The 26,703-nt window shown below is 58.8% G+C and carries 24 protein-coding genes and 2 pseudogenes; 13 read left to right on the top strand and 13 right to left on the bottom strand.

Annotation, left to right across the window (positions count from 1 at the left end; genetic code table 11):
* Positions 1-12: 12 nt before the first annotated feature.
* The 6 genes from GH665_RS35770 to GH665_RS35745 form a co-directional block, all read right to left on the bottom strand.
* Positions 13-840 (bottom strand): HpcH/HpaI aldolase/citrate lyase family protein, encoded by an 828-nt coding sequence (locus GH665_RS35770; RefSeq protein WP_153141761.1) that lies wholly within the window; start codon positions 838-840, stop codon positions 13-15.
* Entirely contained in the window at positions 833-2,209 is a 1,377-nt protein-coding gene (locus tag GH665_RS35765; protein ID WP_153141760.1) for an MmgE/PrpD family protein, read from the bottom strand. The genes GH665_RS35770 and GH665_RS35765 overlap by 8 nt, the downstream gene beginning before the upstream one ends.
* A 23-nt stretch (positions 2,210-2,232) precedes the next feature.
* The gene (locus GH665_RS35760) at positions 2,233-3,411 is read right to left on the bottom strand and encodes a CaiB/BaiF CoA transferase family protein (protein WP_153141759.1); all 1,179 of its coding nucleotides are present in this window, start codon (positions 3,409-3,411) and stop codon (positions 2,233-2,235) included.
* 10 nt (positions 3,412-3,421) lie between these two features.
* Positions 3,422-4,579 carry an acyl-CoA dehydrogenase family protein gene (locus GH665_RS35755; RefSeq protein ID WP_174771780.1) on the bottom strand — a complete coding sequence of 386 codons (1,158 nt, stop codon included), beginning with the start codon at positions 4,577-4,579 and terminating at the stop codon, positions 3,422-3,424.
* A gap of 16 nt (positions 4,580-4,595) precedes the next feature.
* A complete protein-coding gene (locus GH665_RS35750) occupies positions 4,596-5,480 on the bottom strand; it encodes an HTD2 family dehydratase (RefSeq protein ID WP_153141757.1) in 885 nt (294 codons plus the stop codon).
* 105 nt (positions 5,481-5,585) lie between these two features.
* Complete coding sequence (locus GH665_RS35745) at positions 5,586-6,500, bottom strand: LysR substrate-binding domain-containing protein (RefSeq protein ID WP_484555887.1); 915 nt, start codon at positions 6,498-6,500, stop codon at positions 5,586-5,588.
* Between the two features lie 297 nt (positions 6,501-6,797).
* Here GH665_RS35745 and pruA point away from each other — a divergent pair, with 297 nt between their 5' ends.
* The 3 genes from pruA (at position 6,798) to GH665_RS35730 (ending at position 10,869) form a co-directional block, all read left to right on the top strand.
* Complete coding sequence (gene pruA / locus GH665_RS35740) at positions 6,798-8,351, top strand: L-glutamate gamma-semialdehyde dehydrogenase (protein WP_153141755.1); 1,554 nt, start codon at positions 6,798-6,800, stop codon at positions 8,349-8,351.
* Positions 8,352-8,429: 78 nt separating this feature from the next.
* The gene (locus GH665_RS35735; protein WP_153141754.1) at positions 8,430-9,647 is read left to right on the top strand and encodes a pyridoxal phosphate-dependent aminotransferase; all 1,218 of its coding nucleotides are present in this window, start codon (positions 8,430-8,432) and stop codon (positions 9,645-9,647) included.
* Between the two features lie 58 nt (positions 9,648-9,705).
* Positions 9,706-10,869: an NAD(P)/FAD-dependent oxidoreductase gene (locus GH665_RS35730; RefSeq protein WP_153141753.1), complete on the top strand. Its 1,164-nt coding sequence runs from the start codon at positions 9,706-9,708 to the stop codon at positions 10,867-10,869.
* Between the two features lie 18 nt (positions 10,870-10,887).
* On the opposite strand, the gene GH665_RS35725 is transcribed toward GH665_RS35730, so the two are convergent.
* The 3 genes from GH665_RS35725 to GH665_RS35715 form a co-directional block, all read right to left on the bottom strand.
* On the bottom strand, positions 10,888-11,652 hold the full coding sequence (locus tag GH665_RS35725) for an AraC family transcriptional regulator (RefSeq protein WP_153141752.1): 765 nt from the start codon (positions 11,650-11,652) through the stop codon (positions 10,888-10,890).
* Positions 11,653-11,781: 129 nt separating this feature from the next.
* Entirely contained in the window at positions 11,782-12,387 is a 606-nt protein-coding gene (locus tag GH665_RS35720) for a thiamine pyrophosphate-dependent enzyme (RefSeq protein ID WP_153141751.1), read from the bottom strand.
* An 8-nt stretch (positions 12,388-12,395) separates the two neighbouring features.
* Positions 12,396-12,842, bottom strand: coding sequence for a thiamine pyrophosphate-binding protein (locus GH665_RS35715; RefSeq protein WP_246216478.1), 447 nt, complete (start codon positions 12,840-12,842; stop codon positions 12,396-12,398).
* A gap of 369 nt (positions 12,843-13,211) precedes the next feature.
* On the opposite strand from GH665_RS35715, the gene GH665_RS35710 reads away from it, so the two are divergent.
* The 4 genes and pseudogenes from GH665_RS35710 to GH665_RS39735 form a co-directional block, all read left to right on the top strand.
* On the top strand, positions 13,212-13,961 hold the full coding sequence (locus tag GH665_RS35710; protein WP_153141749.1) for an electron transfer flavoprotein subunit beta/FixA family protein: 750 nt from the start codon (positions 13,212-13,214) through the stop codon (positions 13,959-13,961).
* A gap of 23 nt (positions 13,962-13,984) precedes the next feature.
* Positions 13,985-14,920 (top strand): electron transfer flavoprotein subunit alpha/FixB family protein, encoded by a 936-nt coding sequence (locus GH665_RS35705; RefSeq protein ID WP_153142472.1) that lies wholly within the window; start codon positions 13,985-13,987, stop codon positions 14,918-14,920.
* 461 nt (positions 14,921-15,381) lie between these two features.
* Positions 15,382-15,570, top strand: coding sequence for a hypothetical protein (locus tag GH665_RS35700; RefSeq protein WP_153141748.1), 189 nt, complete (start codon positions 15,382-15,384; stop codon positions 15,568-15,570).
* 361 nt (positions 15,571-15,931) lie between these two features.
* Positions 15,932-16,427 (top strand): annotated as a pseudogene (locus GH665_RS39735) (phage integrase central domain-containing protein); the annotation flags it as partial.
* Positions 16,428-16,523: 96 nt separating this feature from the next.
* Here GH665_RS39735 and GH665_RS35690 read toward each other — a convergent pair.
* The gene (locus GH665_RS35690) at positions 16,524-17,264 is read right to left on the bottom strand and encodes a TetR/AcrR family transcriptional regulator (protein WP_246216476.1); all 741 of its coding nucleotides are present in this window, start codon (positions 17,262-17,264) and stop codon (positions 16,524-16,526) included.
* Positions 17,265-17,454: 190 nt separating this feature from the next.
* On the opposite strand from GH665_RS35690, the gene GH665_RS35685 reads away from it, so the two are divergent.
* The 6 genes from GH665_RS35685 to GH665_RS39330 all read left to right on the top strand — a co-directional run bounded on the left by GH665_RS35685 (position 17,455) and on the right by GH665_RS39330 (position 25,000).
* Positions 17,455-19,143: an AMP-binding protein gene (locus tag GH665_RS35685; RefSeq protein ID WP_153141747.1), complete on the top strand. Its 1,689-nt coding sequence runs from the start codon at positions 17,455-17,457 to the stop codon at positions 19,141-19,143.
* Positions 19,144-19,171: 28 nt separating this feature from the next.
* Positions 19,172-19,855 carry a nitroreductase gene (locus GH665_RS35680; RefSeq protein WP_153141746.1) on the top strand — a complete coding sequence of 228 codons (684 nt, stop codon included), beginning with the start codon at positions 19,172-19,174 and terminating at the stop codon, positions 19,853-19,855.
* 112 nt (positions 19,856-19,967) lie between these two features.
* A complete protein-coding gene (locus tag GH665_RS35675; protein WP_153141745.1) occupies positions 19,968-20,738 on the top strand; it encodes an SDR family NAD(P)-dependent oxidoreductase in 771 nt (256 codons plus the stop codon).
* A gap of 197 nt (positions 20,739-20,935) precedes the next feature.
* The gene (locus GH665_RS35670; protein ID WP_153141744.1) at positions 20,936-22,315 is read left to right on the top strand and encodes an MFS transporter; all 1,380 of its coding nucleotides are present in this window, start codon (positions 20,936-20,938) and stop codon (positions 22,313-22,315) included.
* A 64-nt stretch (positions 22,316-22,379) separates the two neighbouring features.
* Positions 22,380-24,086, top strand: a complete 1,707-nt coding sequence (locus tag GH665_RS35665) for a tannase/feruloyl esterase family alpha/beta hydrolase (protein WP_153141743.1) — start codon at positions 22,380-22,382, stop codon at positions 24,084-24,086.
* A 500-nt stretch (positions 24,087-24,586) separates the two neighbouring features.
* The gene (locus tag GH665_RS39330) at positions 24,587-25,000 is read left to right on the top strand and encodes a hypothetical protein (protein ID WP_246216550.1); all 414 of its coding nucleotides are present in this window, start codon (positions 24,587-24,589) and stop codon (positions 24,998-25,000) included.
* Positions 25,001-25,011: 11 nt separating this feature from the next.
* Here the strand turns inward: GH665_RS39330 and GH665_RS35660 are convergent.
* The 3 genes and pseudogenes from GH665_RS35660 to GH665_RS35650 form a co-directional block, all read right to left on the bottom strand.
* Positions 25,012-25,341: pseudogene (locus GH665_RS35660) on the bottom strand (hypothetical protein); the annotation flags it as partial.
* A gap of 33 nt (positions 25,342-25,374) precedes the next feature.
* Complete coding sequence (locus GH665_RS35655; RefSeq protein ID WP_153141741.1) at positions 25,375-25,785, bottom strand: GFA family protein; 411 nt, start codon at positions 25,783-25,785, stop codon at positions 25,375-25,377.
* A gap of 33 nt (positions 25,786-25,818) precedes the next feature.
* Positions 25,819-26,577: an IclR family transcriptional regulator gene (locus tag GH665_RS35650; protein ID WP_167531051.1), complete on the bottom strand. Its 759-nt coding sequence runs from the start codon at positions 26,575-26,577 to the stop codon at positions 25,819-25,821.
* Between the last annotated feature and the right edge of the window lie 126 nt (positions 26,578-26,703).

Below are 26,703 nucleotides of genomic sequence, written 5' to 3'. Positions count from 1 at the left end.
ATTGATATTGAATCAGGCGCCAACGGGCAGGCGTCGTTGTGACTCTGCCAGGATTTCCTGCGCCTTCAGAATGACCGGCCGGTCAACCATGCGACCGTCCACGGCAACGGCCGCGCCGTGGGATGCAGCTGCGCCTTCGACAACCCGGTGCGCCCATTCGACATCCCTCTCGCTGGGGACGAACGCGGCGTTGACTGCGGCCACTTGCCTCGGATGAATGCAAAGCTTGGCGCCGAAGCCGAGCCGCTTTGCACGGACCGTGTCGCGCGTGATCTGCGCGGGATCGTCGAGTGTGGTGCTCACCCCGTCCACCGGCGCCAGCAGGTTGCCGATGCGAGAGGCGAAGACGATCTGTGAGCGGAAGTACAGAAGCTGCTCATCGTCGCCGTCAATGCCGAGGTCGAGCTGGAAATCCACGTTGCCGAACACGAGTCGAGTGGTCAGCCGGTGCTGGGCGATGGCGACCACATTCCGAAAACCTTGGGCCGTTTCGATCATCGGCAAGATGTCGGTCGGCTTGCCGGCGAACTCGCACAGGAAGATATCGTCGATGCGTTCCGTCTTGGGCAGCATGACGGCGGCGACGGAGGGCGCGCGGCATACGGCGATGTCGTCGCGAAACCATTCGCTGTTCACATCATTCACACGGACCGCCACGGGCGTACCGTTTGTCGAAAGCCACTCAGCGAGGGCTGCCCGCGCGATCTTCTTCTCGGCGGGCGGCACCGCATCTTCCAGATCGATAACGACAACATCGACGCCCGACGCCGCCGCCTTGGCAAATCTGTCCGGCCGGTTGCCGGGAACGAAGAGATACGACCGGGGTGCAAGGTCAGCCATGTTGGGCCTCCAGTTTCGATTCGGGGAGCAGTCTGGGTACAACGGTTGCATCGGTAATCGTCCATACCGATGTGATTGAGTGCTTGAGTTCGTCTTCGGTGGCCGCATTGCCATACAAACCCAGCGTGATGGTCTTGTGTTCGAGTTCGGCGCGCGTGAGCGTGTTGCCTGGATCGCCCTTGGGATCATCCACGCGGCCCTCGAAGGAGCGACCATCCTTTGTCTGAACGATGACCTTTCCAATCCAGCGTGACGGATAGGCCGTATCGACTTCGGGATCGAGCACCATCGAAACTTTCTTGCAGAAGTGCGCGATCCTGCTTTCGTTGTAATGGCCGTCGAACTCACGTACGCCCGCGTGGCCGAATTCCGCGACCAGCGCGAGTACGGTGCCCATGGAGAACTTTGCCTGATGGACCGTCTGGGGATCGATTACCGGTCCAAGCACGTCGATCGCAGCCTGGTGAACCTGAGTCACCACCGTCTCGATGTCATCCGGCACGAGGTTTTCGCGCTGAATAACCTGCAGCAGGGCATCGGCCGCCGGATGAGTGTGCCGGCAGGAAGCGTGATACTTGAAAGAGGTTTCGATCAGCGCCCAGCGCTCTCCGAGCGCTTCGGCGAGTTTGTCCGGGTGCGTATGCGTGGACATGCCGGCGCCCATGCCTTTCGCGCCCTCGAAGATGTCCTTCGCACCGGTGAAGCCGTCAGCTGCCAGGTAGGCCGCGAGAAGACCGTTCGCCGCCGCCTTGGCCGTATGCAGTTGCTTGGAGTCAGCGGCGTCTTTAAGGAATTCCCAGAGTCCTGCTGCCTGGGTGCCGGCGGAGCCAAACGCATTCACCATCTGCTCGGCGCTCAATCGCAGGAGATTGCCGACCGCGGCTGCTGCTGCGATCGTACCGACGGTACCGGTGGTATGAAAAATCTTGTAGTGCGATCGGCCGAGGAATTCACCGACGCGGATGCCCACTTCATAGCCCGCGACAGATGCAGCGATGAACTCTTTGCCGCTTCTGCCCAGCGCTTGCGCGGCGGCCCATGCTGCGGGGAAGACGACGGTTGCCGGGTGCAGGACTGAGCTGTTGTGGAGGTCGTCCTGTTCGGCGAAGTGCGATGCGGCGGCGTTGATCATTGCCGCGAAGAGCGGGCTGGTGGTTCGGCGGGAGATCAGTACTTCACAGGGACCGGACTGCGGACCGAAAGCGAATCCGTACTTCTGGATCGTCTCGACCGGGCGCGCCGCGCGGCCGGCCAGTGCTGACCCGAACCAGTCGAGGAAGAGGTCTTCCGTGCGGGCCACCACGTCCTTGGGTATCTGTTCAAACTTCAGATTGGCCGCAAACGAGGCAAGAATCTGGGTGTTGCTCATAACATGCTTACCTTAACCGGGAGTTAGATTACTGCCGCTTCACGAAGCTCGCGGATGGCATCGGTCGAAAAACCCAATTCATTCAAAAGGGCTTCGGTGTGTTGGCCTAACGCGGGCACGGCGTCCATTCGAACCTCGGACGCTTGACTGACGCCTGGCGGCAGCAAGGCGGGAATGACGCCTGCGGGGGAGTCGATGTTCACCCAACGTTTGCGTTCTTCAAGCTGGGAATGCGACCACACGTCGGCCATATCATTCATGCGCGCGTTGGCGATCTGCGCGATTTCCAGCCGCTTGATGACCTCTTCCGAAGTCAGTTTGCTGAACGCGGCGACAATGATTTCGCGCAGCGCCTCGCGCGCGGCCGTGCGCTTTGAGTTGGAGCTGAAACGGGGATCGACGGCGAGCTCGGGTTCCAGCAGAACCTGCGAGCAGAAGGCACCCCATTCACGCTCGTTCTGCAAACCCAGCATGACCGTCTTCGCATCGCCGGCGGGGAACGGTCCATACGGGTAGATGGTTGCGTGAGCGGCGCCCGCGCGAGGTGGCGGAGAAGCGCCGTCGAACGCGTAGTAAAGGGGATACGACATCCATTCCACCATGCTCTCGAGCATCGAGACGTCGATTTCCCGACCCAACCCGGTTTTCGAACGTTGCAGAAGCGCAGAGAGGATGTTCGTATAGGCGTACATCCCTGCCGCGATGTCGGCAATGGAGCAGCCGGCTTTTGCCGGCGACTCTGGACCGCCGGTGATCGAAAGGAAACCGGACTCGCTTTGGATCAGCAGGTCGTAGGCTTTCTTGTCCCGATAGGGACCATCGGATCCGTAACCGGAGATGTTGCAGACAATCAGGCGGGGATACTTCTCACGCAGCGCTTCATACGAGAGACCCAGTCGTGCTGCGGCGCCGGGTGCCAGGTTCTGCACCAGCACGTCAGTGTCCTCGAGCAGGCGCGCGAAAATATCCTGCGCCTGGCGGGCCTTGACGTCGAGCGTGAGGCTCTCCTTCGAGCGATTGCACCATACAAAGTGCGAGGCCATGCCGTGCACGCGCTCATCATAGGCACGCGCGAAGTCCCCGACACCAGGGCGTTCGATCTTGATCACGCGTGCGCCAAGATCCGCGAGCTGACGCGTGCAGAAGGGCGCTGCAATCGCGTGTTCAAGGGTGATGACCTTCACGCCGTCCAGCGGTTTCATGTTCTTCCCCTTAGAAAGAACGTGGCAGCCCGAGCAGATGCTCGGCTACGTACGAGAGAATGAGATTGGTCGAGATCGGTGCGACCTGATAGAGCCGGGTTTCGCGGAACTTGCGTTCGACGTCGTATTCGTTGGCAAAACCAAAGCCGCCATGGAATTGCAGGCAAGCGTTTGCGGCTTCCCACGAAGCGTCTGCGGCGAGTAGCTTGGCCATATTGGCTTGCGCGCCGGCTGGCTGTTTTGCGTCGAAAAGCTCGCAGGCCTTATAGCGCATCAAGCTCGCCGCTTCGACGTTGACGTACGCGCGGGCGATCGGAAACTGCACGCCCTGGTTCTGTCCAATCGGGCGACCGAAGACGACGCGTTCTTTAACGTACTTACAGACCTTGTCAAGGAACCAGTACCCATCGCCGATACATTCGGCGGCAATGAGTGTGCGCTCGGCGTTCAGGCCATCAAGAATGTACTTGAAGCCTTTGCCTTCTTCGCCGATCAGGTTTTCGGCGGGGATCTCGAGGTTGTCGAAAAAAAGTTCGTTAGTCTCGTGATTCACCATGTTCGGAATCGGGCGAACCGTCATGCCTTTGCGGATTGCCTGATGCAAGTCGACCAGGAAGATCGACATGCCCTCCGATTTCTTTGCAACCTGATCGATCGGTGTGGTTCGCGCCAGCAGAATCATCAGGTCGGAGTGTTGAACCCGAGAGATCCAGACCTTCTGGCCATTGACCACATAACGGTCACCCTTGCGAACCGCAGTCGTCTTGAGTTTGGTGGTGTCGGTGCCGGTCGTCGGCTCGGTCACGCCCATGGACTGAAGTCGCAACTTTCCGCAGGCGATTTCCGGAAGATATCTGGCCTTTTGCTCTGCAGAGCCGTGCCTGAGCAGCGTCCCCATGTTGTACATCTGCCCGTGACAAGCACCGGAATTGCCACCGCTGCGATTGATCTCTTCCATGATGACCGAAGCTTCCGTCAATCCGAGCCCCGAACCCCCATATTCCTGTGGAATGAGGGCCGCCAGCCAACCGGCGTCGGTCAGGGCTTGTACAAAGGTCTCGGGGTAGGCTCGTTCCTCGTCGATCTTGCGGAAGTACTCGGCGGGAAAGTTGGAACACAAATCGCGAACGGCTTCGCGAATGTCCTGATAGGGGTCGATGTTGGCCATCACTTGTCTCTACTCCTCAGAGTTCATTTTCTTGAAAGGCATGCGCGGGCGCCGTCAGCGTCGCCACGGCATCAATGCACAACACGCCGTCGGGATTGGCTGCCCAGAGCTTTACTTCGGTTGATCCGGGCATACGGGCTGCATAGATAGAAAAAGGGGCGCTGTCAAAGAGCGGGTTGACCGCTTTGAACGAGAAAGAAGCAATTGACTCGCCTGGCAGGCTGCGACGAAGCAGATCGATCAGCAACGTCGCAGTCAGTGGCCCATGGACGACGAGCGCCGGATAGCCTTCCTGTTCATTAGCGTAGGTGCGGTCATAGTGAATACGATGCCCGTTGAAGGTATCGGCGGAGTAGCGAAAAAGTAGTACCGGATCCGGTACGATCTCCCGTCTCCATGTGAAATCGGTCGGCGCGCGCGGGCCGGTTGCCGCGGTGTACGCGGTTGCTGCGGACTCGCGATACACAACGTCCTGTTCTTCGGAAATCAGTGGACCTTCGAGGTCTTCCAGTTCGTGACGCAGACGGACAAACACCAGCTTTCCTGTGCGCCCTTCTTTGGCGGCCACGTCGAGAATCTGCGACGTCCTTGAGACTTCGCTGCCGACCACGAGTGACCGCTCGAACCGGACGCGGCTGCCCGCCCACATGCGTCTTGGCAACGGCACCGGCGGCAGGAAGCCACCGCGTGTCGGATGTCCGTCCGCGCCGACCTGCGACTGCGAAACAATGTGAGGAAAAAACGCCCAGTGCCACAACGGAGGCAACCGCCCGCCGACACGCGGCACGTCCTCATAGTCCAGCGTGGCAGCGAGTTGTTGCGCGAGACGCGGCGAGACAAATTCGCGTTCGGTCTGGGTACGGCCGATCCAGGTGCGCAGGTAGTCGAGTTCAGCAGTCATTGGGGCGTCGGGTAGCGTTGTTCACGCTAGATTGACGCACCTGTCTGCTGACTACAATTTGTGTGTGGAGAAGAGGGCTTTAAACGCAGACTAACTGCCTGACGTTCAGGCTGGCTGGGGCCCAGGATCGGTCTTGCACTTCTGCGTGAGGAGGTCGACCAGTTCCCGCGCGAAAGACGGCAGCAGGTCGAGGTTGCGCACGCAGATCAGGAGATTTCGCGTCGCCCAGTCGTCTTCGATTTCAACGAGCCTGATGTTCATGGTTTTCACGTAGCGTACCGCTGACGAGCAAGGCAACACGCCGATCCCGACGTTGGCCTCGATCATTCGGCACAGTGCTTCGAAGTTGCCCACTTCAATTCGCACCTGAAGCTTCTTGTGCATGTCGTTTGCTACGCGGTCCAGAAACGTGTGTATCGCGCTAGCCTCAGGCATTCCCACGAAGTCAAACCCGGTCGCCTGCTCGAACGGGATCGACGTCTTCCCGGCGAGGGGATGCGAATTCGAAACAGCCAGTATGAGGCGATCCGAGCGGTATGGCAGGACGCGCAGGGATTCCGGTCGGACATTACCTGCCACTATGCCGACGTCCGCAGTGCCTTCACTGACCGCGCGCACCACGTCATGGCTCAAACGTTCGCGAAGCTCGACGTTCACGTCGGGATGCTCGGCGAGAAAGTCGCGCAGGTCGTTGGGGAGGAATTCAGTGGTTGCGGTAGTGTTCGCAAAAATCCGCACATGGCCTTTCACACCGCGTGCGTACTCCTGCATGTCGCCGCGCAACTGTTCGAGCTGCGACAGGACGAGCCGGGCGTGGTGAAGAAATGCCTGACCCGGTGGCGTCAGGGTAACCCCCTGGCTGGTCCGGTACAGCAGTTTTGCCCCCATGCTTTCTTCCAGATTCTTGATGCGAGTGCTTGCCGCGGGGACAGACATATGAAACCGCTCGGCACCACGCGTCAAGCTATCCGTCTCAGCAATACATGTGATGAGACGAAGATCAATCAGATCGAAATGCATGGCCATGATACGTGCTCCGAATGAAAATATGCGCCGTTCATCCAGTGTAGCAAATAGCAGAAATCCGCAAATCGGTATTTACGATGTTACCCATGGAATTTCATGACGTATCGCTAGGAGAGGCATATCGGTGTTGGTTGTCCTGACCAGTGGCTTTATAAGTGTGCAAAATTCCGCAAAATTAAAGGCGACTAGATCAAGACCGGAAGAATTTCGCGCCGGACAATCGGTTCACGGTAGCGTGCCGCGATCGTCAGAGCGGCAGAGCAGCCAAACCCATTCAATCTGGAGAAAGCGATGTTGATTGCGCCGTTCAAGAACGAGCCGTTCGATTTATTCGACACCGAAAGTACCAAGGCAGACATGCAGCAGGCACTGAAGAAGGTGCGTGCCGAGTTTGGCAAGACATATCCGCTGATTATCAATGGCGAGCGCGTGCAGACCGAGGCGACACTCGTCTCGACCAATCCGTCGAATCCGGAAGAGGTCGTTGGCTATACCGCCAAGGCGACGACGCGGCACGCGGACGCCGCGCTGGAAGCCGCCTGGGCGGCCTTCGAATCGTGGAAGCGTTGGAGCCAAGAGGATCGATCGCGCGTCATGTTGAAGGCCGCCGCAATCATGCGCAGGCGCAAGCGCGAACTCGAGGCATGGCTGGTCTATGAAATCGGCAAGAACTATGTCGAGGCCAGCGCCGAAGTTGCGGAAATGATCGACTTCACCGAGTACTATGCACGCCAGGCTATCAAGCATGTCGGCGGCCTCGGCTCGTTGATCGATTATTCCGGTGAAGAGAACGAGAGTTTCTATATCCCGCTCGGCGTGGGCGTGACGATTTCGCCGTGGAATTTTCCGATGGCGTTGATGACCGGCATGACGGTCGGCGCGATCGTGGTGGGTAACACGGTGGTTTGCAAGCCTGCGGAAGATACGGTGGTGTCCCTCGCCAAGATCTTCGACATCTTCGCCGAAGCAGGTTTGCCGCCTGGCGTGGTGAATTATCTGCCGGGTACCGGACGCGAAATCGGGTCGTATCTGGTCGCCCATCCGAAAACGCGCTTCATCAACTTCACGGGCTCGCTCGCAACCGGCGCCCAGATCAACGAGTCCGCTGCGAAGCTTGCCGAAGGCCAGAAATGGTTCAAGCGGGTCTTCCTCGAACTGGGTGGCAAGGACGCGATTCTTGTCGATGAAACGGCCAATCTCGATGACGCAGCGACTGCAGTGATCCAGGCAGCCTTCGGCTATTCCGGCCAGAAGTGTTCGGCCTGCTCGCGTCTGATCGTGGTGGATTCGGTCTATGACGCCTTGCTCGAGAAGGTCGTCGCGAAGACGAAGGAACTCGTTGTCAGCGAGGCGAAGGACAATCCGAGTTTTGGTCCGGTGTGCAATGAGCTGCAGTACAAGAAGGTGCTGTCGTATATCGACATCGGTCACACCGAGGGCAAGCTGCTGACCGGCGGCAAGGCCGTGGAAAATGCAGCGGGCTATCTGATCGAGCCGACCATCTTCGGCGACGTGTCGCCCCGCGCGCGCATTGCACAAGAGGAAGTGTTCGGACCGTTCGTTGCCGCGATCCGCGTCAAGGATTTCGAGGAAGGTCTGGCCGTGGTCAATGACACGGTCTACGGGCTGACCGGTGCGCTCTTCTCGAACGACCGCAGCCGCATTGAACGAGCCCGCCGCGATTTCCACGTTGGCAATCTGTACTTCAACCGCAAGTGTACGGGCGCGCTGGTCGGTGTTCAGCCGTTCGGCGGCTTCAACCTCACGGGTACCGATACCAAGACGGGTGGTCCCGACTACCTTCTGCAGTTCCTGCAAATGAAGGCAGTGGCTGAACGTCTGTAAGCGTGCGTGTTCCGGGGCGCCACCGACAGGCGACCCCGGTTCACACGGTAGGCTTTTAAAACAAACGGAATGAACACAATGGGCTTCATTGCAGACCGCATTGGCCAGATCGCCCCTGCGCAGACGATGGCAATGGCAGCAAAAGCGGCAGAACTGCGCCGTGCCGGGAAGAACGTCATTTCCCTGTCGCAAGGCGAACCAGACTTTCACACACCCGAGAATATCCAGGCGGCGGCGGTTCGTGCGATGCGCGAAGGCAAGACACGCTACACGGAGGCCGCGGGTATTCGGGAGTTGCGCGAGGCGATCGTCGCGAAACTGAAGCATGACAATGGAGTCGACTACCCGGTGGATGGAGTCAGCGTCTCCGTCGGTGCGAAGCAGGCGATTTTCGCGGCCTTTTTCGCGACTCTTAACCCGGGCGATGAAGTGATCGTACCCGCGCCGTGCTGGGTCTCCTATCCGGAGATCGTCAAAATGGCGACCGGCACGCCAATCGTCGCGGCGTGCGACGAAGCGGCAGGCTTCAAACTGACTGCTGCGCAGCTGGAAGCGTCGATCACGCCGCGCACCAAGTGGCTGATGCTGAATTCGCCATCGAATCCGACCGGGGCGGTTTACTCGGCTGAGGAACTCCGCAGCATCGCCGAAGTACTACGTCGACATCCCCACGTCTGGGTGCTGTCGGACGACATCTACGAAAAGCTCATTTATACCGGAAGCCCGTTCATCAATATCCTGAACGTGGCGCCGGAGTTGCAGGAGCGCACGCTCATCATCAACGGTGTCTCCAAGGTGTACTCGATGACAGGCTGGCGGATTGGCTATTCCGCCGGACCGGCTGCGCTCATCCGCGCCATGAATCTCGTGCAAGGGCAGATCGTCACCAGTGCGTCATCGGTGTCGCAATACGCTGCAATTGAAGCACTCAATGGCGATCAGTCATTCGTCGAGAGATCGCGATTGGCTTTCGACGAACGTCGGAAGCTTGTAGTCAAAACGCTGAGCGATATTCCGGGACTTCACTGTAACGAGCCCGAAGGCGCGTTTTATGCGTTTGTGGGTTGCCATGGTGTCATTAGAAGCCGTACGCCGGGCGGCAGGCTTCTGAATAACGACCAGGACTTTGTCATGTACCTGTTGGAAGAGGCCAACGTGGCCGTTGTTTCAGGTTCCGGGTTTCTGCTCTCGCCGTACTTCAGACTTTCTTATGCCGCATCACTCGACGACTTGAACGAAGCGCTTGCGCGGATTCACGCTGCGTGTCAAAGCCTCGAAATTGTGGCGCTCCGATAGTCCCTTATTCACACACTGCTCGGCTCTCAGGAGCCCAACGAGCCTTCGAAGGTAAATCATGAGCGAAAGGATTGTCATCACGGGTGGTGGTGCAATTGGTTGTTCAATCGCGTATTTCCTGAGCCTCCAGAAGACGCCCGGACGTGAGATCTGGGTGATCGAAAAAGATCCGACCTACAGAATCGCGTCATCGTCGCTTTCGGCGAGTTCGATCCGGCAGCAGTTTTCAACGCCCATTTGCATTCAGCTATCGCAATTCGGTTATGAATTCTTCTCCTCCTGCGAGCGGGATAAGGCGCGGTACGGTGCCGGTGTCGATCTGGTGGATTGTGGCTATCTGTTCGTGGGCAATGCGCAGCAGGAGAGCGTGCTACGTTGGCGGAGCGCTCTGGCCAGGTCGTTAGGTGTCGAGCTGGGGGAGCATTCCGCGGAAGCGTTGCGGCAGCGCTACCCGTGGATGAACGTCAGCGATCTGACTTATGCCGTTGAAGGCCTTGCCGGCGAAGGCTGGTTTGATGGCTACAGCGTGATGCAATGGTTCAGAAACCGTGCGAGAGAGGCGGGCGTTCATTTCGCCACGGGTGAAGCGTCGGGTTACCGCACACGCGGAGACCGGATTACTCACGTCGAACTGACCGATGGGCGGGAAATTGCCGGGGATACGTTCGTCAATGCGAGCGGTGCGTGGTGTGCGCCGCTTGCGAAGAGCGTTGGTGTCGATCTGCCGGTTCGGCCAAGGCGGCGTTCAGCGTTCGTCGTGTCATGTCCGACGCCGATTCCGGATATGCCGATTCTGATCGATACGTCTGGCGTATACCTGCGCAGGGAGCAGAACCATTTCCTGTGCATCGTCTCGCCTTCGGCGGAGATGGATCTGGATAACCTACCGCTCGACGTGCAGTTTTCCGAGTTTGACGAGATCATCTGGCCGACGCTGGCAGAGCGGATCCCTGCGTTTGAGGCTTTACGTGTGGAACACGCATGGGCTGGCTATTACGAATACAACATTCTCGACCAGAACGGCCTTGTCGGTCAGTCAGGTCCGGAAAACTCGTTCGTGGCGGCTGGTTTCAGCGGCCACGGCATGATGCACAGTCCGGGCGTCGGTCGTGCAATGGCTGAATTGCTGACCTTCGGCGAGTTCCGAACGTTGGACCTGTCGCCGCTCTCGCCGGCGCGGCTCACGTCCGGCCAACTTGTGATCGAAGAGGGTGTTTACTAACGCCCGGCAGGCGGTTGATCAGTGTGGATGCAGGCCACGCCCCCGCGCGTTCCGATACTGTCGGGGCGTGAGGTGCGTGGCGGACTTGAATTGCCGCGCAAAAGCGCTGTGGTCCGCGTAGCCGCAGTCCGTCGCGATATCCGTAATGCTGTTGTCCGTCGTTTCGAGTAGTTTGCACGCGTGGTCGATCCGCAATTTCATCAGCAGTTGCTTGGGCGTCAGATGAAACACTTCACGGGTCAGGCGTTCCAACGTGTCGACAGAAATAGATGCGCGTTCTGCCGCTTCGGTGACCAGGATGTTCTGTCCGAGGTTCTGTTCCAGATAATCCAGATATTCCAGTAAGCGGCGGTAACCGTGGTGCCGTTCATCGGGGCGAGGCAGATCGCGCGAGATGCCGATCAGTCCGATTGCTCGTCCGTCCTCGTTGAGAACTGGAAACTTGGAGCTTAGGCACCAGTATCGATGTCCCGATCCTGACGAGTAAAGACGCAGGCGATCGACAATCGGAGACTGGGTTTCGATAACGTTCAGATCTTGCGCGTTGGTGCTTGCACCGGTCACCGGAAACAGCTGGTCGGCCGTCTGGCCAATCACATCTTCGCGCGCCATCCCGCTTCGATTGATGAGCGTTTGATTGACGGAAAGATAGCGCGCTTCAGCGTCCTTGATGTAATACAGCACGTCCGGAAAGCAATCGAAGACGCGCTCCAGCATCTCGGGCTGCCGGTCCAGCTGTCGAAAGACCTCCACCAACATATCGGAATAGGCCTTGGCGGGCATAAGGGGATCAGCGTGAAGTCACGGTGATCTCGATTGTACAGGGGGGCAAAGCGGGGCGGGAGCGAAGAAAGCGGTGGGGCGGCAGTTAGCCGCCACACCGCTTTCCTTCAGGAGTCCGCGCCTTGGCGCTTATTGACTTGCGTGGGCCTTCGCGCCAAGCAGTGCTTCGCGGAAACGGCTTCGCAGGTACGGACCGTCCCGGGGCGGAAGGGCGGTGGGCTCGGGGTCGGTTCCGACCTTTACCGTGACGAGCACGGGACCCTTGGCCTTGAGAATGACGTCGACATATTCTTCGAGTTCGCCCTCCGTGTAGACCGTCGTCGCCTTTTCGAACCCGGCCGCGCGCGCGATTGCCGTGATGTCGACACCGCGCCCCGCATGGGCGAGTTGCATACCCGTTTCCGCGTAGTGTTCGTTGTCGATCACGACGATCGAGAGATTGGCCGGCCGATCGACGCCCACGGTCGCGAGCGATCCGAGGCCCATCATCATTTCACCGTCGCCAACAAACACGATCACGCGCTTCTCAGGTTGTGCAAGCGCAATGCCGAGTCCAAAGGAAACAGCTCCGCCCATAGCACCCCAAAGATAGAAGTTCTGCGGCGTATCTCCTGCGGCGGCAACATCGAAGGTCGGATTCCCAAGGCTGGTTACTGCCAGAACGTCCTGCTGCCGATCGCGGAGAATCCGCTTCACCGTCAGTCGACGGTTCAGGGGCGTCGTCTGCTGAGTCATGTTCGTGCTCACTTGTTAAAGTTTTTGGTGCCGATAACGCGCTGTCCGATCAGGACAGCGACCATCCGGGACGTGTTGTAGCCAAAATTCAGTGCGGCGCGTACGGTCTCGGGGACGTCGGCGGGATCATCCGCGCGGTAGACATAAACGCCGGCCGATTCGAGGGCTTGCTGGGTGGATTTGCCCATTGCCACCTGCCAGGGATTGAATTCGCCCCACTCTCCGCGCATGGTGACCAGCATCACGATGGGCATGCGGCATTCGTGTTGCAGCGAGAGCATGTTGATGCAGTTGCCCACGCCACTCGACTGCAGCAGCAATACGCCGCGCTGGCCGCCGACCCATGCGCCGCCCATCATGGCCACCCCTTCTTCTTCGGTGGTCAGCGAAACCGCGTGGATTTCGGCGTCTGCTTCACACAGTTCGATAAGACGTTTGTGCCCCGCATCGGGCACATATGCTACTTGCCGCACATCAGCGGTTTTGAAGTGCTCGAAGATTGTTTCCGGCCAATTGACTGACATGATGACGAGTTTTGGTAGGTTGATGAAAACGGATAGCCGTCGCGATCAGCAGGGGCAATCGATTACCTCGCTTTGATGAGTGATAGCGTGCATCAGCAAAAGTCGTCGCTCAATTACTGATTGCGGAAGGCGCGATTAGGCTGGGGTTAACGGGGTTCGTCGCTGCGGATTCGCCCGCAGATCCTTACCGTTCCAGCTGCGCGCGTATTCGAGCGTCTGGAATGCGGCGTTCCAGAATGCCGAATTCCAACGCTTGGTTTGAGTACGCACACTAGCGTTCAAACGATTGGAGAGGGAATCATGAAGATTGTTGTGCCGGTTAAGAGGGTGATCGATTACAACGTGAAAGTTCGAGTCAAATCGGACGGCACGGGCGTCGACATCGCGAACGTGAAGATGTCGATGAATCCGTTCGATGAGATCGCGGTTGAAGAAGCGGTGCGTCTGCGTGAAGCCGGCGTGGCGACCGAAGTGATCGCCGTGTCGGCGGGAGTCACGCAAGCGCAGGAAACGCTGCGCACGGCGCTGGCAATCGGCGCGGACCGCGCGATCCTGATCGAATCTTCGGAAGAGCTGCAGCCGCTGGCCGTGGCCAAGCTGCTGAAGGCGCTGGTCGACAAGGAACAGCCGCAGCTGGTGATTCTCGGCAAGCAGGCTATCGACGACGATTCGAACCAGACCGGCCAGATGCTGGCTGCTTTGGCCGGGTTGCCGCAGGCGACGTTCGCCTCGAAGGTTGTCGTCGCTGACGGAAAGGCTACGGTGTCGCGTGAAGTGGACGGTGGCGCTGAAACGCTGTCGCTGACGCTGCCGGCTGTCATCACGACCGATCTGCGCCTGAACGAGCCGCGCTATGTGACGCTGCCGAACATCATGAAGGCGAAGAAAAAGCCGCTGGAAACGATCAAGCCGGAAGACCTGGATGTCGACGTCACGCCGCGCCTGAAGACGCTGAAGGTTGGCGAGCCGCCGAAGCGCTCCGCCGGTGTGAAGGTGCCGGATGTGAAGACGCTGGTCGAGAAGCTGAAGACCGAAGCCAAGGTGCTGTGAGGGAGACAGAGCAAATGACGAATCTGGTTAATCTGGTAATAGCAGAACACGACAACGCGTCGATCAAGGCCGCGACGCTGAACACGATCGCAGCGGCGCAGAAGATTGGCGGGGATATTCACGTGCTGGTCGCGGGCCACAACGCGCAGGCCGCAGCGGATGCGGCAGCGAAGATTGCAGGCGTTTCGAAGGTCCTGCTCGCCGACGCGCCGCAACTCGAAGCGGGCCTCGCGGAAAACGTCGAAGCGACGGTGCTGAACATCGCGAAGGACTACACGCACATCCTCGCGCCGGCAACGGCATACGGCAAGAACATCGCGCCGCGTATCGCCGCGAAGCTCGATGTCGCGCAGATCAGCGACATCACCGCAGTCGACAGCGCTGATACGTTCGAGCGCCCGATCTACGCAGGCAACGCAATCGCAACGGTGCAATCAGCTGACCCGATCAAGGTCATCACGGTTCGTTCGACCGGTTTCGACGCTGTGGCGGCGGAAGGCGGAAGCGCAACGGTCGAGAAGATCGAAGCCGCAGCGGACAGCGGCATCTCGTCCTTCGTGAGCCGTGAAGTGACGAAGCTGGACCGTCCGGAACTGACGTCGGCAAAGATCATCGTTTCGGGCGGCCGCGGTTTGGGCAACGGCGAGAACTACACCAAGGTTCTCGAGCCGCTGGCAGACAAGCTGAACGCAGCGCTGGGTGCATCGCGCGCCGCAGTGGATGCGGGCTTTGTGCCGAACGACTACCAGGTGGGACAAACCGGCAAGATCGTCGCGCCGCAACTGTATGTTGCAGTGGGCATCTCCGGCGCGATCCAGCATCTGGCCGGCATGAAAGACAGCAAAGTGATCGTCGCGATCAACAAAGACCCGGAAGCGCCGATTTTCAGCGTCGCCGATTACGGTCTGGTGGGCGATCTGTTCACGGTCGTGCCGGAGTTCGAGGCCATGCTGTCTTGAGTGTACTGAGGGTACGGTCAAGGTTTGACGAGGTGACAAGTGAGCAATCTGAACGATATGGGGCGTGCCAGAGCAGCGGCGGCCTTGGCAGCCAACGCTGAGGATGCCTCCATTTGGCGGTGGTTCGCGCTGCTCCTCGAAGAGAGGAGGATTCGCTGGTGCTGCAGCGAGGACCGTTGGCTCGTCAGTGTCGATAACAGGCATGTGGCCACAGATAGCAGCTTCGATAAAGCCATCCGGACTGCGCGGGGGAATGTGGAGGGGGCGCCGCCGACGCTGTTGCGTCGAGCAGTGCGTAGCAGACGGGCGGCGTAATCCGATCGACCGTTGCGGATTTAACGAACCGGAGTGCGAGGTCTCTTCTGGCCATAGCACAAGTTCTGCTCACTGAAGAGATAGGGCTAACGGCCGTTAACACGTTCTTGATGTAAATGTGGGCCAGTTAAATGAGTGAAAGATCTATGTTGAAAATGAATGGACCGTTGGGCGAGAAACGTGAAGTGGAACTGCGACTTGTCACCAATATTAACGAAGAGCCAAGCTTAGGCGACCGGGTCGCGGGTGATGATCAGAACAATCGAGCGTTCCGTATGGAATCAGATTACGACTGGATGAATAACTTTTTCTCGTTCTCAACGACCGATTGGTAGGCCCATACTTGGACGGGATTTGGCGAGATGTGGATGCTCTTATCGAATGAAGGATGGATTCGTTCGCAAACGCATTCATGCTATGGAATCGACAACGGGATTGTGTGAATGTGGGCCGCAGCGTACGCATCAAAAAATGAGGGCGGGGCAATAAGACTCGTTATCGCCGCAACCTCACAACTGCGTGGCATCGCGGCAGTATGGGTAGGCCGTCGTCGGGCAGAGCGGGAGTCGAACCTGGCGAGGCTTTCGTGGACAACTGTTGGAGTTGGCTGCCTTCCGCACGGCAAGGCTTCTCGCACAATTTCCTCACGAAGTATGGGTAGCGGGATGGGTTTCGTGGGTAGGAATGGATGGCAACATGGCAGGACGACAATTGCATCGGCTTAGCGCGTTGCGGGTCGCAAAGGAGGCGGCCCCGAGCCATTATGCGGAGGGCGGAGGTCTCTACATGCAGATCGCTGACAGCGGTGCGCGTTCATGGGTGTTTCGGTTCAAGCTTGGCGGGAGCAGCAGCGTAGACAGCTGCTCGATATCTCGTCGGATGCCAACGTGACTTCCGTGAGGCAACTGAAGCGTTTATCCGTGTACAGGAACCTCTGTGGCGCAATCGTAAGCATGTCCAGCCGTGGCGCAACACACTTAGCACGTATGCGTATTCTGTGATTGGCGAAGTCCGGGTGCGTGACATCGATATCGCGATGATCGTGCGGATTCTCCAGCCGATCTGGACAAAAAAGCCGGAGACCGCGCGCCGCGTGCGCGGCCGCATCAAGACCATCCTCGACACTGAGACTGTGCTGGACCATCGCGCCGGCAGCAACCCTGCACGGCACGCTGGCCATCTGCAACTCGTCTGACCACGATCGCAAACCGGCGCCTGTTCGCATTCTTTTAAGCGAACCTAAATTCCATTTAAGTGACGCTTTGCTGTTAAATCTGCGCCTAGGTCGTTATTGATCTGCGCACTCGAAAGGCAATGAACTACCCGAGACGCCCCGCAAGCAAAAGCTGATGATTGCCGATGCATGAGTCGTCAATTGCTGGCCACCGTTGGCAGCGTCATTGGTCAGCGGTGCCACCAGCCCTTCAAACAGGCAGCCGACTATGCAATCGGCCGAAGCTCCTGCGTTCTGGGTGGGGAACTCGCCTGTCGCGATCCCCTGTTCGATGATGGTCCTGAAAACCCGCGATAACGCACGGTGATACACCAATCGGGCCGCTTCAACATCGGGCTCTACTGGCTCGGCGACCAGTGCATACGCAAGCCTGTGGCCCCGCAGCGCTCGACTGGCAAACGTCCAGGCGGCTGCACCGAGTCGCTCGCGCGCGGTGCCATCGCGCATCGCAATCCCGGCAACAACGTCGACTTCCCGCTGCGCGGTCGTTTTTACTATCTCGACCATCAACTCCGTCTTCGACGGGAAGTAGCGATACAGCGTGCCAATCGCTATTCCCGCGGCGTCTGCGATCGACGACATCTGGGCCTCGCGAAATCCCGCTTCGGCGACGAGGCCTCGCGCCGCCTTGAGGATCAACGGGTATTTGTCTGCGCCGCGACGACGGATGCGAACGCGCGGTGCGCTAGCTAGATCTTGCATTTCTGTCCACGGTCTCTGTTTTTGCATTCGCATGCGGCCGGACTGCCCGCAACGCGACACCTGGCCGACGCCATAAGCACCTTCAATTTCCATTATGGCATGGCCAATCGCCCGGGTTGCAGTGCGTTACCGGTGCAACGCCGAGCACCCTCCTGGTACTAACACGGATCGCGTCGGCCTTGACAGGCTTTCTGATGCTCCATATTCTTAAGTGAATCGTGATTTCACTTAATGCTTGAACCATGCAGGTCGGGTGGTCAATGAATAACATCAGGAGATAGAGATGGACCTCAGCGCATCACACGTGGATCCAGCAAAACGGATTTCCGATCTGCTCGGTCAATACGGCGTTCAAACCGCCAGTCTTGCGTGGTTGCTTTGCGACCGGCACGATCCGGCGAGTGTCGCCTACGACGTTGTCGACGCAACGCTTCAGACCGAGCGGATGACGTATGGTGAACTGAAACGCGAGTCCGAATCCTTTGCTGCAGGCCTGGCGTCCCTGGGTGTGCGGCAGGGTGATCGCGTCGCAACCCTTGCCGGGAAGAGCAAGGAGTACCTGATCGCCTTGATGGCCATCTGGAGACTGGGCGCAGTGCATGTGCCGCTTTTCACCGCGTTCGCCCCTGCTGCGATTGCGCCGCGACTGTCGGGCAGCAAAGCAAAGGTCGTGATTTGCGACGCTGCGCAGCTCCCAAAGTTGCTGCCGGATGAGGACGTGCTGGAACGCCGCACGCTCCAGGCCGTCGTCATTGGCGGAACCAAAGGGGATGTGACGAGCGGGTTCTCCTGCAGCTTCCAGTCGGTTCTCGAAACTGAAGCGCCGCCGGTGTTGCCGGCAGTGCAAGGAGGCGACGCTCCATTCATTCACATCTACACGTCGGGCACCACGGGCCGCCCAAAGGGGGTGGTGGTTCCCATCCGCGCGCTTGCATCGTTTCATGCCTACCTCGAGTTCGGCATTGGTCTGCGCCATGACGACGTCTACTGGTGTGCGGCTGACCCAGGATGGGCTTACGGGCTCTACTTCGGCGTTCTCGGTTCACTTTGTACCGGCGTCCATAGCGTTCTGCTGAAGGCTGGTTTCGATGCAGAGACTACGTACCGGGTTCTCGTCGACCGCAAAGTGACCAATTTCGCTGCCGCGCCGACGGTCTACCGCTCTTTGCTGTGTTCCGAGAAGCAGCCGCCAGCCGGCTTGCATCTGCGTTGCGCCTCCAGTGCAGGAGAGCCGCTCACGCCGGACGTGAACGAATGGGCGGTGGGTGCGCTGGGCGTGCAGGTTTTCGACCACTACGGTCAAACGGAAGCCGGCATGCTCATCAACAATCACCATGACGAACGGCTGGCTGGCCCTGTCAAGGCGGGGTCCATGGGGGTTCCGCTTCCTGGATGGAAAGCAGTCGTGCTTCACCGCGATGAGGACGTCGAGGTTGAGGCCGGGCAGGTGGGTCGCGTGGCGTTCGTCGTCCGTGATAGTCCCCTTGCCTGGTTTGCGGGCTACCAGAACGATCCGGAGAAGAGTGCGGAGAAGTTTGCCGGCGCCGGCAAGTGGTACTTGTCGGGCGACCTCGGCCGTCTCGATGAAGACGGCTACTTCTTCTTTTCGTCCCGCGAGGATGACGTGATCATCATGGCCGGATACCGGATAGGTCCGTTCGAGGTGGAGTCGGTGCTTTCGGCGCATCCGGCGGTCGCGGAGTGTGCCGTGATCGCGGTGCCTGACAAGGTGCGAGGCGAAGTCCTTGAGGCTTTCGTCGTGCTGCGCCAGTTGTCGAGCGCGACGCCCGCAATGGAAGCCGAGCTTCAGCAATGGGTCAAGACGCGTTACGCGGCCCACGCCTATCCCCGTCAGGTCCATTTCGCCAACGAACTCCCTAAGACGCCGAGCGGCAAGGTGCAGCGCTTCGTCTTGCGCGAGGCGCGAAAGAAGGCCATGGCAGAAGCCATGTCCGGTACCACGCTGGTTTGACCCATTTCCATCACGGTGTGAATCAACGATGAATGCAGCGCCCTCCCTGAATGCAATCGACGCCATTGCCCGACGTCGTTCGGTCCGCCGCTTCCTCGACAAGGATGTCCCGGACGCGGATATTGAGGCTCTTCTGAACCTCGCCGCCAGGGCGCCTTCCGGCACGAACATTCAGCCCTGGCATGTTCACGTCGTGACCGGCAATGCGAAGGCCCGGCTGTCCCATGCCGTCCTTGAAGCCGCTCGGGACGGCAAGCGCTGCGACGAATACGCGTACATGCCGGAAACGCTGAAGGACATCCACTTGGAGCGCCGGCGCAAGGTGGGCTTCGATCTCTACGGCCTCTACGGTGTAGCGCGCAGCGACCTTGCCGCAAGGAAAGAGGCCATGCTCAGGAACTTCACGTTCTTTGGTGCGCCGGTCGGGCTGTTCTTCACCATGGATCGATACCTGCTCGCGGGTTCGTGGCTGGACAGTGGCATGTTCATGCAAAACGTCATGATTGCCGCCCAATCCATTGGACTCGCTTCATGCCCGCAGCAGGCGTGGTGCGAGTATGGCGGCATCGTTCATCAGGTTCTCGGTATTCCAGAGGAGAAGATCCTGCTCTCGGGCATGGCCATTGGGTACGAGGACTGCTCAGCCGATGAGAACCGGCTGCGAACCGAACGGGCGCCTGCCGACGAATTCACGACCTACCACCGGGATTGATACCGAGGCCTGAGGGTCACTCAACCTGAATCTCCGTTTCATAATTCGCGCCGCCCGCATGGGGAAATTCGTATTGAAAGGGTGTGCATAAATCATATTAATTAGGATATCTATGAAAATATCCGGAAAAACTTTCATGGTGACTGGTGGTGCGTCCGGGTTGGGTGCCGCTACTGTCGAAGCGCTAGTGAACAGGGAGGCAAAGGTTGTGGTTGCCGATCTGAATCCCGATGTGGGCAGCGCGCTCAACGAGCGATATGGGCGCGCCGTCAAGTTCGTCCAGGCCAACGTGACCAGCGAAGCCGACGTTCTGGCAGCCGTCGACGTTGCGTGCGACTTTGGCGAAACCTTCGCCGGAGCCGTGAACTGCGCGGGAATCGCGCCGGCTGAGCGCATCAATGGACGAAACGGCATGCACCGGCTGGAGAGCTTTCGGACTGCTGTAGAGGTCAATCTTGTGGGGACATTCAATGTGTTGCGCGTAGTGGCTGATCGCCTTATCGCGCGTGGCAGGAGCGCTTGCGACGAAGAGCTTGGGGTGCTGATCAGCACGGCTTCCGTGTCGGCCTATGACGGTCAGATCGGCCAGGCGGCCTACGCCGCCTCCAAGGGTGGGGTCGTGGCATTGACCTTGCCTGCGGCGCGCGAACTGGCAAAACACGGAATTCGCGTCATGGCCATTGCGCCAGGAATTATGGAGACGCCAATGTTGCTCGGGATGCCCGAAGACGTTCAGGCCTCGCTCGCTGCCACGGTGCCGTTTCCAGCCCGCCTTGGTAAGCCGCACGAGTATGCCGCTCTCGTTTGTCATGCAATCGAGAACACCTACCTCAATGGTGAAGTAATTCGTCTGGATGGCGCGCTACGGATGGCGGCCAGGTGACCACACGTGCGATAGCCGAGGTTGTGAGCAATTGTATCGGCTGCGCCATAGGAGAGGGTTAAAGCGACGCGACGCTTTGCACAGGAGGAGGGGAAGCCACTGCCAATCGCCGTGGAAATGATCTGGGAAGGACACAAAGAAATCCTTCTGGAACCATCGAAAAGCAAATTCTTCAATTTGACGCGGTAGGAGACACGATGCGGAAAATCAATGTATTAGAGCTCGCCGACAGAGCTCAATTTAGCCGGTTCCATCTGAGTGTTCTGCTCTGGTGTGGGCTGGTCATTATCTTTGACGGATACGACCTGGCCGTCGCCGGCATTGCTCTGCCACTCATCATGAAGAGCATGGGGGTGGGAGCAGCGAGCGCGGGTGTGATGGTGAGCGCCGCGTTGGTGGGCATGATGCTGGGGGCCATTATTTTTGGCAGCATCGCTGATCAGATCGGGCGACGCCGCGCGATTGGTATCAGCGTTGTCCTCTTCAGCGTCGGCACGGTGGCAACGGGTTTCACAAGCGACCCGATTGTCTTCGGCGCGGTGCGCTTCATTGCGGGCCTAGGTATTGGAGGGGTCTTGCCTAACGTGGTCGCCGAGATGACGGAGTTTTCGCCCAAACGTATCCGCACGACGATGGTCACGTTCATGTTCAGCGGATATGCCGTGGGTGGCATGCTGGCCGCCGCCACGGGCAAAGCGATCATGGAGACATATGGGTGGCAGACGCTGTTTTTCATCGCCGTCATTCCGCTCTTCCTGCTGCCCTTTGCCCTGAAGGCGCTGCCCGAATCGATGCCGTTCCTGATCCGAACGCGCCGGGTCGACGAACTCCGCACGATAGTGTCATGTCTGGATTCGAATTTTCGCTCGCTGCCGGATGATGAATTTGTGGCGACATCGTCGGGCACCCCGCAATCGGCGGGCATGCGCAGCCTCTTTGGCGAAGGGCGGGGATTCAGCACCTTGATGATCTGGACTGTGTTCTTCATGTGTCTGTTCATGGTGTATTCCCTCAGCTCCTGGCTCGCCAAGCTCATGGTGAGCGCCGGCTACACGCTCGGTTCGTCCCTGACATTTGTCCTTGTTCTGAACTTTGGCGCGGTGCTCGGCGCGATCGGTGGCGGGTGGCTCGCGGACCGACTGCATATCAAGTACGTATTGATGGCTTTCTTTCTGATCGCGGCGGCATCGATCGGAATACTGGGCTTCAAGACGCCCACCGAGCTGAGATTCCTTCTCGTTGGCATCGCCGGCGCCACCACGATCGGTACACAGTTGCTGGCTTACGCCTACGTAGGCCAGTTCTATCCCGCATCGAGCCGCGGCACCGGCGTCGGCTGGGCTTCAGGAGTGGGACGTACCGGAGCGATCATCGCCCCGATCGTGATTGGCGCCCTGGTCGAGATGAACCTGAAGCTCGAGCACAACTTCTACGCCATCGCCATTCCCGGGCTCATTGCATTCGTCGCCATGGCTTTCGTGAACCACGGGCGATACGCCTGCGCGGCTGAATCGGCTTTCTCACAGGATGAAGTCCGGCAAGCTCCCGCTTCATCTGATTTCAGGCTCATTGAATAGGTGTGTAGGCGCTCATTCGCGCGAGCGATGGGGCGCCGATTTTATTAAACCAAGGAGACAAGATATGGAATTGAACCAGATAGTAAGAAAGTCGCGCTTGCCCATTGTGTTTTCCATTACATCGACATTGATAGTCACCGGTTGCGGTGGTGGCAGCGGCGTGGCGGCCGGTTCAGCAACGTCCGCTGCTACAACGAAAACGCCGACTGAGATGTGTGCCGCTTTGCAGGACGTCGAGGTGCCTGCTTCGGCGATTGGGCTACCTACGTCCGGAGCGTCGATTGCGAGTGCGACTCTGATCGCGGCGACCGCAGAGGGCAACACTTCCGGCGAGTATTGCAAGGTGCTGGGGAAAATCCACCCGGTGGATTTTTCGGCTCCCGACATCCGTTTTGAAGTGGACCTGCCTAGCACCTGGAATGGAAAATCCGTTCACTTTGGTGGTGGCGGGCTCGACGGGACGATCCCGGCGACGACTGGTTTTGCCCAGTCCAGCCTCACATTCACTGAGGTTAGTGGCGTGAAGACGCCACTGGCACGCGGATATGTGACCCTTGGGAGCGATAGTGGGCATCAAGGGAACAGTGAGCAGGGTGATTTCTTGCAAAACGACGAAGCCTTGGCCAATTACGCTGGAGAGCATGTTAAAAAGACTCACGACGTCGCCCAATTTCTCGCGAAGAATCGCTACGGTGCGTCTTTCTCCCATAGCTACTTTATCGGTGGCTCCGGCGGTGGCCGCCAGGGTCTCGTGGCGGCACAGCGATACCCTGCCGATTATGATGGCGTGATCGCGTCTTTCCCTGCGTCCGAAATCCTGGGCCTGTCATTTCAGATGGGCCGGGTTTCACAAGCCTCTCTTGCGTCTGGCGGGTTCATCAATACTGCGAAGGCTTCTGTTCTGAAAGCCGCGGTTATGGCGCAATGTGATGCTCTGGATGGGGCGACGGACGGCGTCATTAGCAATCCGGCTGCGTGCCATTTCGATCCGGCAACCCTTCGCTGCCCCGGGGGCGTCGACACAGGCAATACCTGTCTCTCTGATGCTCAACTCAACACGGTCAATACCATCGCGACGCCGCTTGTCACCAACTTTGACTTCGCGAACGGTATCCGCACGATCCCCGGGTACAACATTCTTGCTGGCACCGACTTCTGGAATCCCTATATAACTCCACTGGGACCTTCGGCACAGGCCGCAATAGTGAATCCGGCAGCCGCCACCTCGAATTATGGATCCTTCTATTATTTATTCCCGAATGCCCTGGTCAGATACGCAATTGCACGCAATCCTGCTCTCGACTTGATGACCTTCAATTTTTCAGATCCGGGAGCTCTGACTGCCAGAACGCAAGCGGTGAGTAGTCTAATGGATGCCACGAGTACCGATATGACTGCTTTCAAAAATCGTGGTGGAAAACTGATCCTTCAACATGGGCAATCAGATCAGTTTATTCCTGCGCAAATGTCAATTGATTACTACAACCGGTTGCTGGCAGCGTACGGACAAGATGCGCTCTCGTCGTTCCTGAAATTCTTCCTGGTGCCAGGTGGGTCGCATGGTTATGGTGGGCAATTCGAGGGCGCCTATGATGGGCTAACCGTGTTGGATAATTGGGTTACAAAAGGGGTGGCGCCGAGCAGTCTGGTGATCACTGATATGAACCCACCCACGGCTGGGCGAACCCGTCCGCTGTGCGAGTATCCCCAATGGCCCAAATACGTCGGCGGGGACGTGAACGCTTCTTCAAGTTTCACCTGCTCGAATTGACGATTTGGGAGGCTCGGCCCAGAAGGGCTCGCATCCTTTTCCCGCATTGGTCTGCGGTCAGGATGCTGGGCTGAAGTCCCTGAGTTATGTCTTGTGCGGCACGGCGCCTCGCCTGCGATGAAATTTTTGGTTTGGGGTAGGCGCCGCGTTGGCAAATCGGCTCGTAGTCCTTCGCGTTCGTTGCTGGTTATTTCGCGGCATTCGCCGGAGGTTCGCGCAGGCGAGCTCAGGCAAGGGTGACCGGCGACGAAAAATGGACCCGTCGGATTAGCTTCGGGCGAGTTTTTTTCGGGAGAGACAATGAAAGCCAGCCACTTATGCCGCCGGCGCTTGCTCAGACTGCTTCTGCTTTCTGTCGCATGCGGCCTGACCTTGTATTGTTCGCAGCCGTTTTACCCTGGCGGCGACGCGCGGGTGCTGAACCGCCACGAGGCGGGCGGCCTGCTGAGCCGTGCGATGTCATCGAACCCCCCGCGGGTCTTTCCGCACGGACTTCAGTGATGAAGATCGCCAGACAAATCACCGCGGTCATCGGCCTGAAATCAACCGCCGATAAACCTGCCGCGACTCCGCAACCCATTGCGCGCCCGACTTCGAAACCAGGCGGGGTACTACAAGGTCTATCGAGGCAGCCGCGGCAGGCGGAGCGTCCTGCAACGTCTGCGCTGCGCGGCAAAGAATCCCCATTGCCGCTCAAGACGCTGCGGCGCTCCAATGCGTTCACAGCAGCCACAGTAACAAAAATCGTCCGCTCACTGCGCCAGTTCCCAGTGTCGGTGATCCGTGGTCATGGCGTGCCATGTCGCGACGTTTCGCCTGATGTACGCTCGGCCTCTGATCTCACGATGAGGCTGCACCGTTTGAATAACTCGTCGAAAGTCAGAATGTCAATAGAGGATATGCTATTCCGGTAAAGCTCGAATGACTGAAGCTTATCTTTGTTCGCGCCCTGCTCGGTGATAAATTCACCGAGAGAGCCGGCAACGATGAAGGCTCGCGGTTTGAAATTGAATACCTCTTCGCCCGTGGGGGCATCGTGCGCATCCGTCGGTCGGATATATATTGATTTTGCAGTATGGGTAGGATTATGGGTAGGCAGTCGCCTCGAGAAGTGGGAGTCAAACCTGGCGGGGCTTTGCGGGCCACTGTTGGAATCGGCTGCCTTCCGCCAGCCGGGGCTTCCCGGGCATTCCGATATCTTTGTGCATGTTCTGTCTTCCCAAGCCGAACACCAGCGTTTCAATTGCCTGAGCACACTGACGGATAATCGCGCGCTGGCCGGTGGCGGCTAAGACAATTTACGCCGTTCGAATACCGGTACATCGTCCTGAATGTGGTGGAACGTCTGCATGTCGATTGCGAAGATCGCGGCGTCGGCACGTTGGAACACGGAGGGCTCGTCCAGCGTGCCGACCTTGATCAGCACCACGCCGGGCAAACGCGGAGAACGCGTCAGCAAGTGCGTACCACAGGTGCCGCAAAACTCGCGCGTGACAGGTTGAGGGATATCGTTTCGCGTGAACTGTTTCGGCTGGCCGGTGAGATAGCAGAATTCGTCGGTGGACATCGCCATGATCACATTAGGATTCCCCCCAGAAATGTACTGGCATTCGCGGCAATGGCATTGAAGGCGGCTGCGCACTTCGCCGTCCGCCTGGTAGCGAATTTCACCGCAGTAACAACCACCGTGCAGTGTCATGGTTCGTTTGTTCCAAGTATTGTTGATGGTGTGTCAGGCCCGTCCGAAGAGCGCGACTCGCGCGTCGGCGCAGGTCGTGCTGATATCGCTACCGAGTTCGTGCAGGATTTCGTCGCTTAGTTGGCCGTTGAAAGTATGAGCGCTGACGACCATGGCCGGCTTGTCGTCACGGTCGAGAATCACGGCGGCTGCGGACACCACGCTCTTGATTAGCGCGCCGGTGTCGATGGCGTAGCCGCGCTCGCGCGCCTCGTCGATTTCGGCGAGGTAATGCTCAAACGTCATCGGCTTGACCCAGCGGATGTTGGCAAAGGCCTGATGCAACTCATCGCGCGACACATTGGAGGCGGCCGCGACTGCGCGGCCGTTGGCACCCGCGTAAAGCGGGATTCGCATTGCAATCTGAAACTCGATATGCACGCCGACGCCTGGCTTTACACGATCGAGCAGGAGCAGCCGTTGCCGGTCGGTGACCTGCCACAGACTGACCGTGGCCTCGTACTGGTTGGCGATGCGTTGCATCTTGGGGCGCAACAATTCGATCTTCGTCTTGCCGAGCATTGCCCGGGTGAGTTCGAGCAGGCCGAGATCGAGGCTATATGTCTTGTTTGACGGATCGAGCGCGACCAGGCGCTCCTTCACGAGTGTGCGCAGAATATTCAGTGTGGTAGATGGGCTCACCTCCGCCTTGCGAGCCAACGCAGTGACGCCGATCGGTTCCCGCGCGTCCGACAACGCCCGGAGGATCGCCGCCGCCTGCATCACTGCACCCACGTCTTTTCCCGCTTCCATGCTTTGCTCCCTCAATGAGGCTCGCCGCGGCAACGGCATGTGCGCCGCGGGTTCGCGCCGCCAATATATCAGAGTCGAGAACATTCACAATGGTGAATTGATGGTAGAAAAATGTATAAATTTATG

The organism is Paraburkholderia agricolaris, assembly GCF_009455635.1.
Taxonomy (GTDB): Bacteria; Pseudomonadota; Gammaproteobacteria; order Burkholderiales; family Burkholderiaceae; genus Paraburkholderia; species Paraburkholderia agricolaris.
This window is presented reverse-complemented; position numbering and strand designations above follow the sequence as displayed.

Excerpts from the sequence above, each read along its gene's own strand:
- GH665_RS35770 (WP_153141761.1), bottom strand. The coding sequence starts at position 840 with ATGGCTGACCTTGCACCCCGGTCGTATCTCTTCGTTCCCGGCAACCGG.
- GH665_RS35765 (WP_153141760.1), bottom strand. The coding sequence starts at position 2,209 with ATGAGCAACACCCAGATTCTTGCCTCGTTTGCGGCCAATCTGAAGTTT.
- GH665_RS35760 (WP_153141759.1), bottom strand. The coding sequence starts at position 3,411 with ATGAAACCGCTGGACGGCGTGAAGGTCATCACCCTTGAACACGCGATT.
- GH665_RS35755 (WP_174771780.1), bottom strand. The coding sequence starts at position 4,579 with ATGGCCAACATCGACCCCTATCAGGACATTCGCGAAGCCGTTCGCGAT.
- GH665_RS35750 (WP_153141757.1), bottom strand. The coding sequence starts at position 5,480 with ATGACTGCTGAACTCGACTACCTGCGCACCTGGATCGGCCGTACCCAG.
- GH665_RS35745 (WP_484555887.1), bottom strand. The coding sequence starts at position 6,500 with ATGCATTTCGATCTGATTGATCTTCGTCTCATCACATGTATTGCTGAG.
- pruA (WP_153141755.1), top strand. The coding sequence starts at position 6,798 with ATGTTGATTGCGCCGTTCAAGAACGAGCCGTTCGATTTATTCGACACC.
- GH665_RS35735 (WP_153141754.1), top strand. The coding sequence starts at position 8,430 with ATGGGCTTCATTGCAGACCGCATTGGCCAGATCGCCCCTGCGCAGACG.
- GH665_RS35730 (WP_153141753.1), top strand. The coding sequence starts at position 9,706 with ATGAGCGAAAGGATTGTCATCACGGGTGGTGGTGCAATTGGTTGTTCA.
- GH665_RS35725 (WP_153141752.1), bottom strand. The coding sequence starts at position 11,652 with ATGCCCGCCAAGGCCTATTCCGATATGTTGGTGGAGGTCTTTCGACAG.
- GH665_RS35720 (WP_153141751.1), bottom strand. The coding sequence starts at position 12,387 with ATGACTCAGCAGACGACGCCCCTGAACCGTCGACTGACGGTGAAGCGG.
- GH665_RS35710 (WP_153141749.1), top strand. The coding sequence starts at position 13,212 with ATGAAGATTGTTGTGCCGGTTAAGAGGGTGATCGATTACAACGTGAAA.
- GH665_RS35700 (WP_153141748.1), top strand. The coding sequence starts at position 15,382 with ATGTTGAAAATGAATGGACCGTTGGGCGAGAAACGTGAAGTGGAACTG.
- GH665_RS35690 (WP_246216476.1), bottom strand. The coding sequence starts at position 17,264 with ATGGAAATTGAAGGTGCTTATGGCGTCGGCCAGGTGTCGCGTTGCGGG.
- GH665_RS35685 (WP_153141747.1), top strand. The coding sequence starts at position 17,455 with ATGGACCTCAGCGCATCACACGTGGATCCAGCAAAACGGATTTCCGAT.
- GH665_RS35680 (WP_153141746.1), top strand. The coding sequence starts at position 19,172 with ATGAATGCAGCGCCCTCCCTGAATGCAATCGACGCCATTGCCCGACGT.
- GH665_RS35675 (WP_153141745.1), top strand. The coding sequence starts at position 19,968 with ATGAAAATATCCGGAAAAACTTTCATGGTGACTGGTGGTGCGTCCGGG.
- GH665_RS35670 (WP_153141744.1), top strand. The coding sequence starts at position 20,936 with ATGCGGAAAATCAATGTATTAGAGCTCGCCGACAGAGCTCAATTTAGC.
- GH665_RS35665 (WP_153141743.1), top strand. The coding sequence starts at position 22,380 with ATGGAATTGAACCAGATAGTAAGAAAGTCGCGCTTGCCCATTGTGTTT.
- GH665_RS39330 (WP_246216550.1), top strand. The coding sequence starts at position 24,587 with ATGAAGATCGCCAGACAAATCACCGCGGTCATCGGCCTGAAATCAACC.
- GH665_RS35655 (WP_153141741.1), bottom strand. The coding sequence starts at position 25,785 with ATGACACTGCACGGTGGTTGTTACTGCGGTGAAATTCGCTACCAGGCG.
- GH665_RS35650 (WP_167531051.1), bottom strand. The coding sequence starts at position 26,577 with ATGGAAGCGGGAAAAGACGTGGGTGCAGTGATGCAGGCGGCGGCGATC.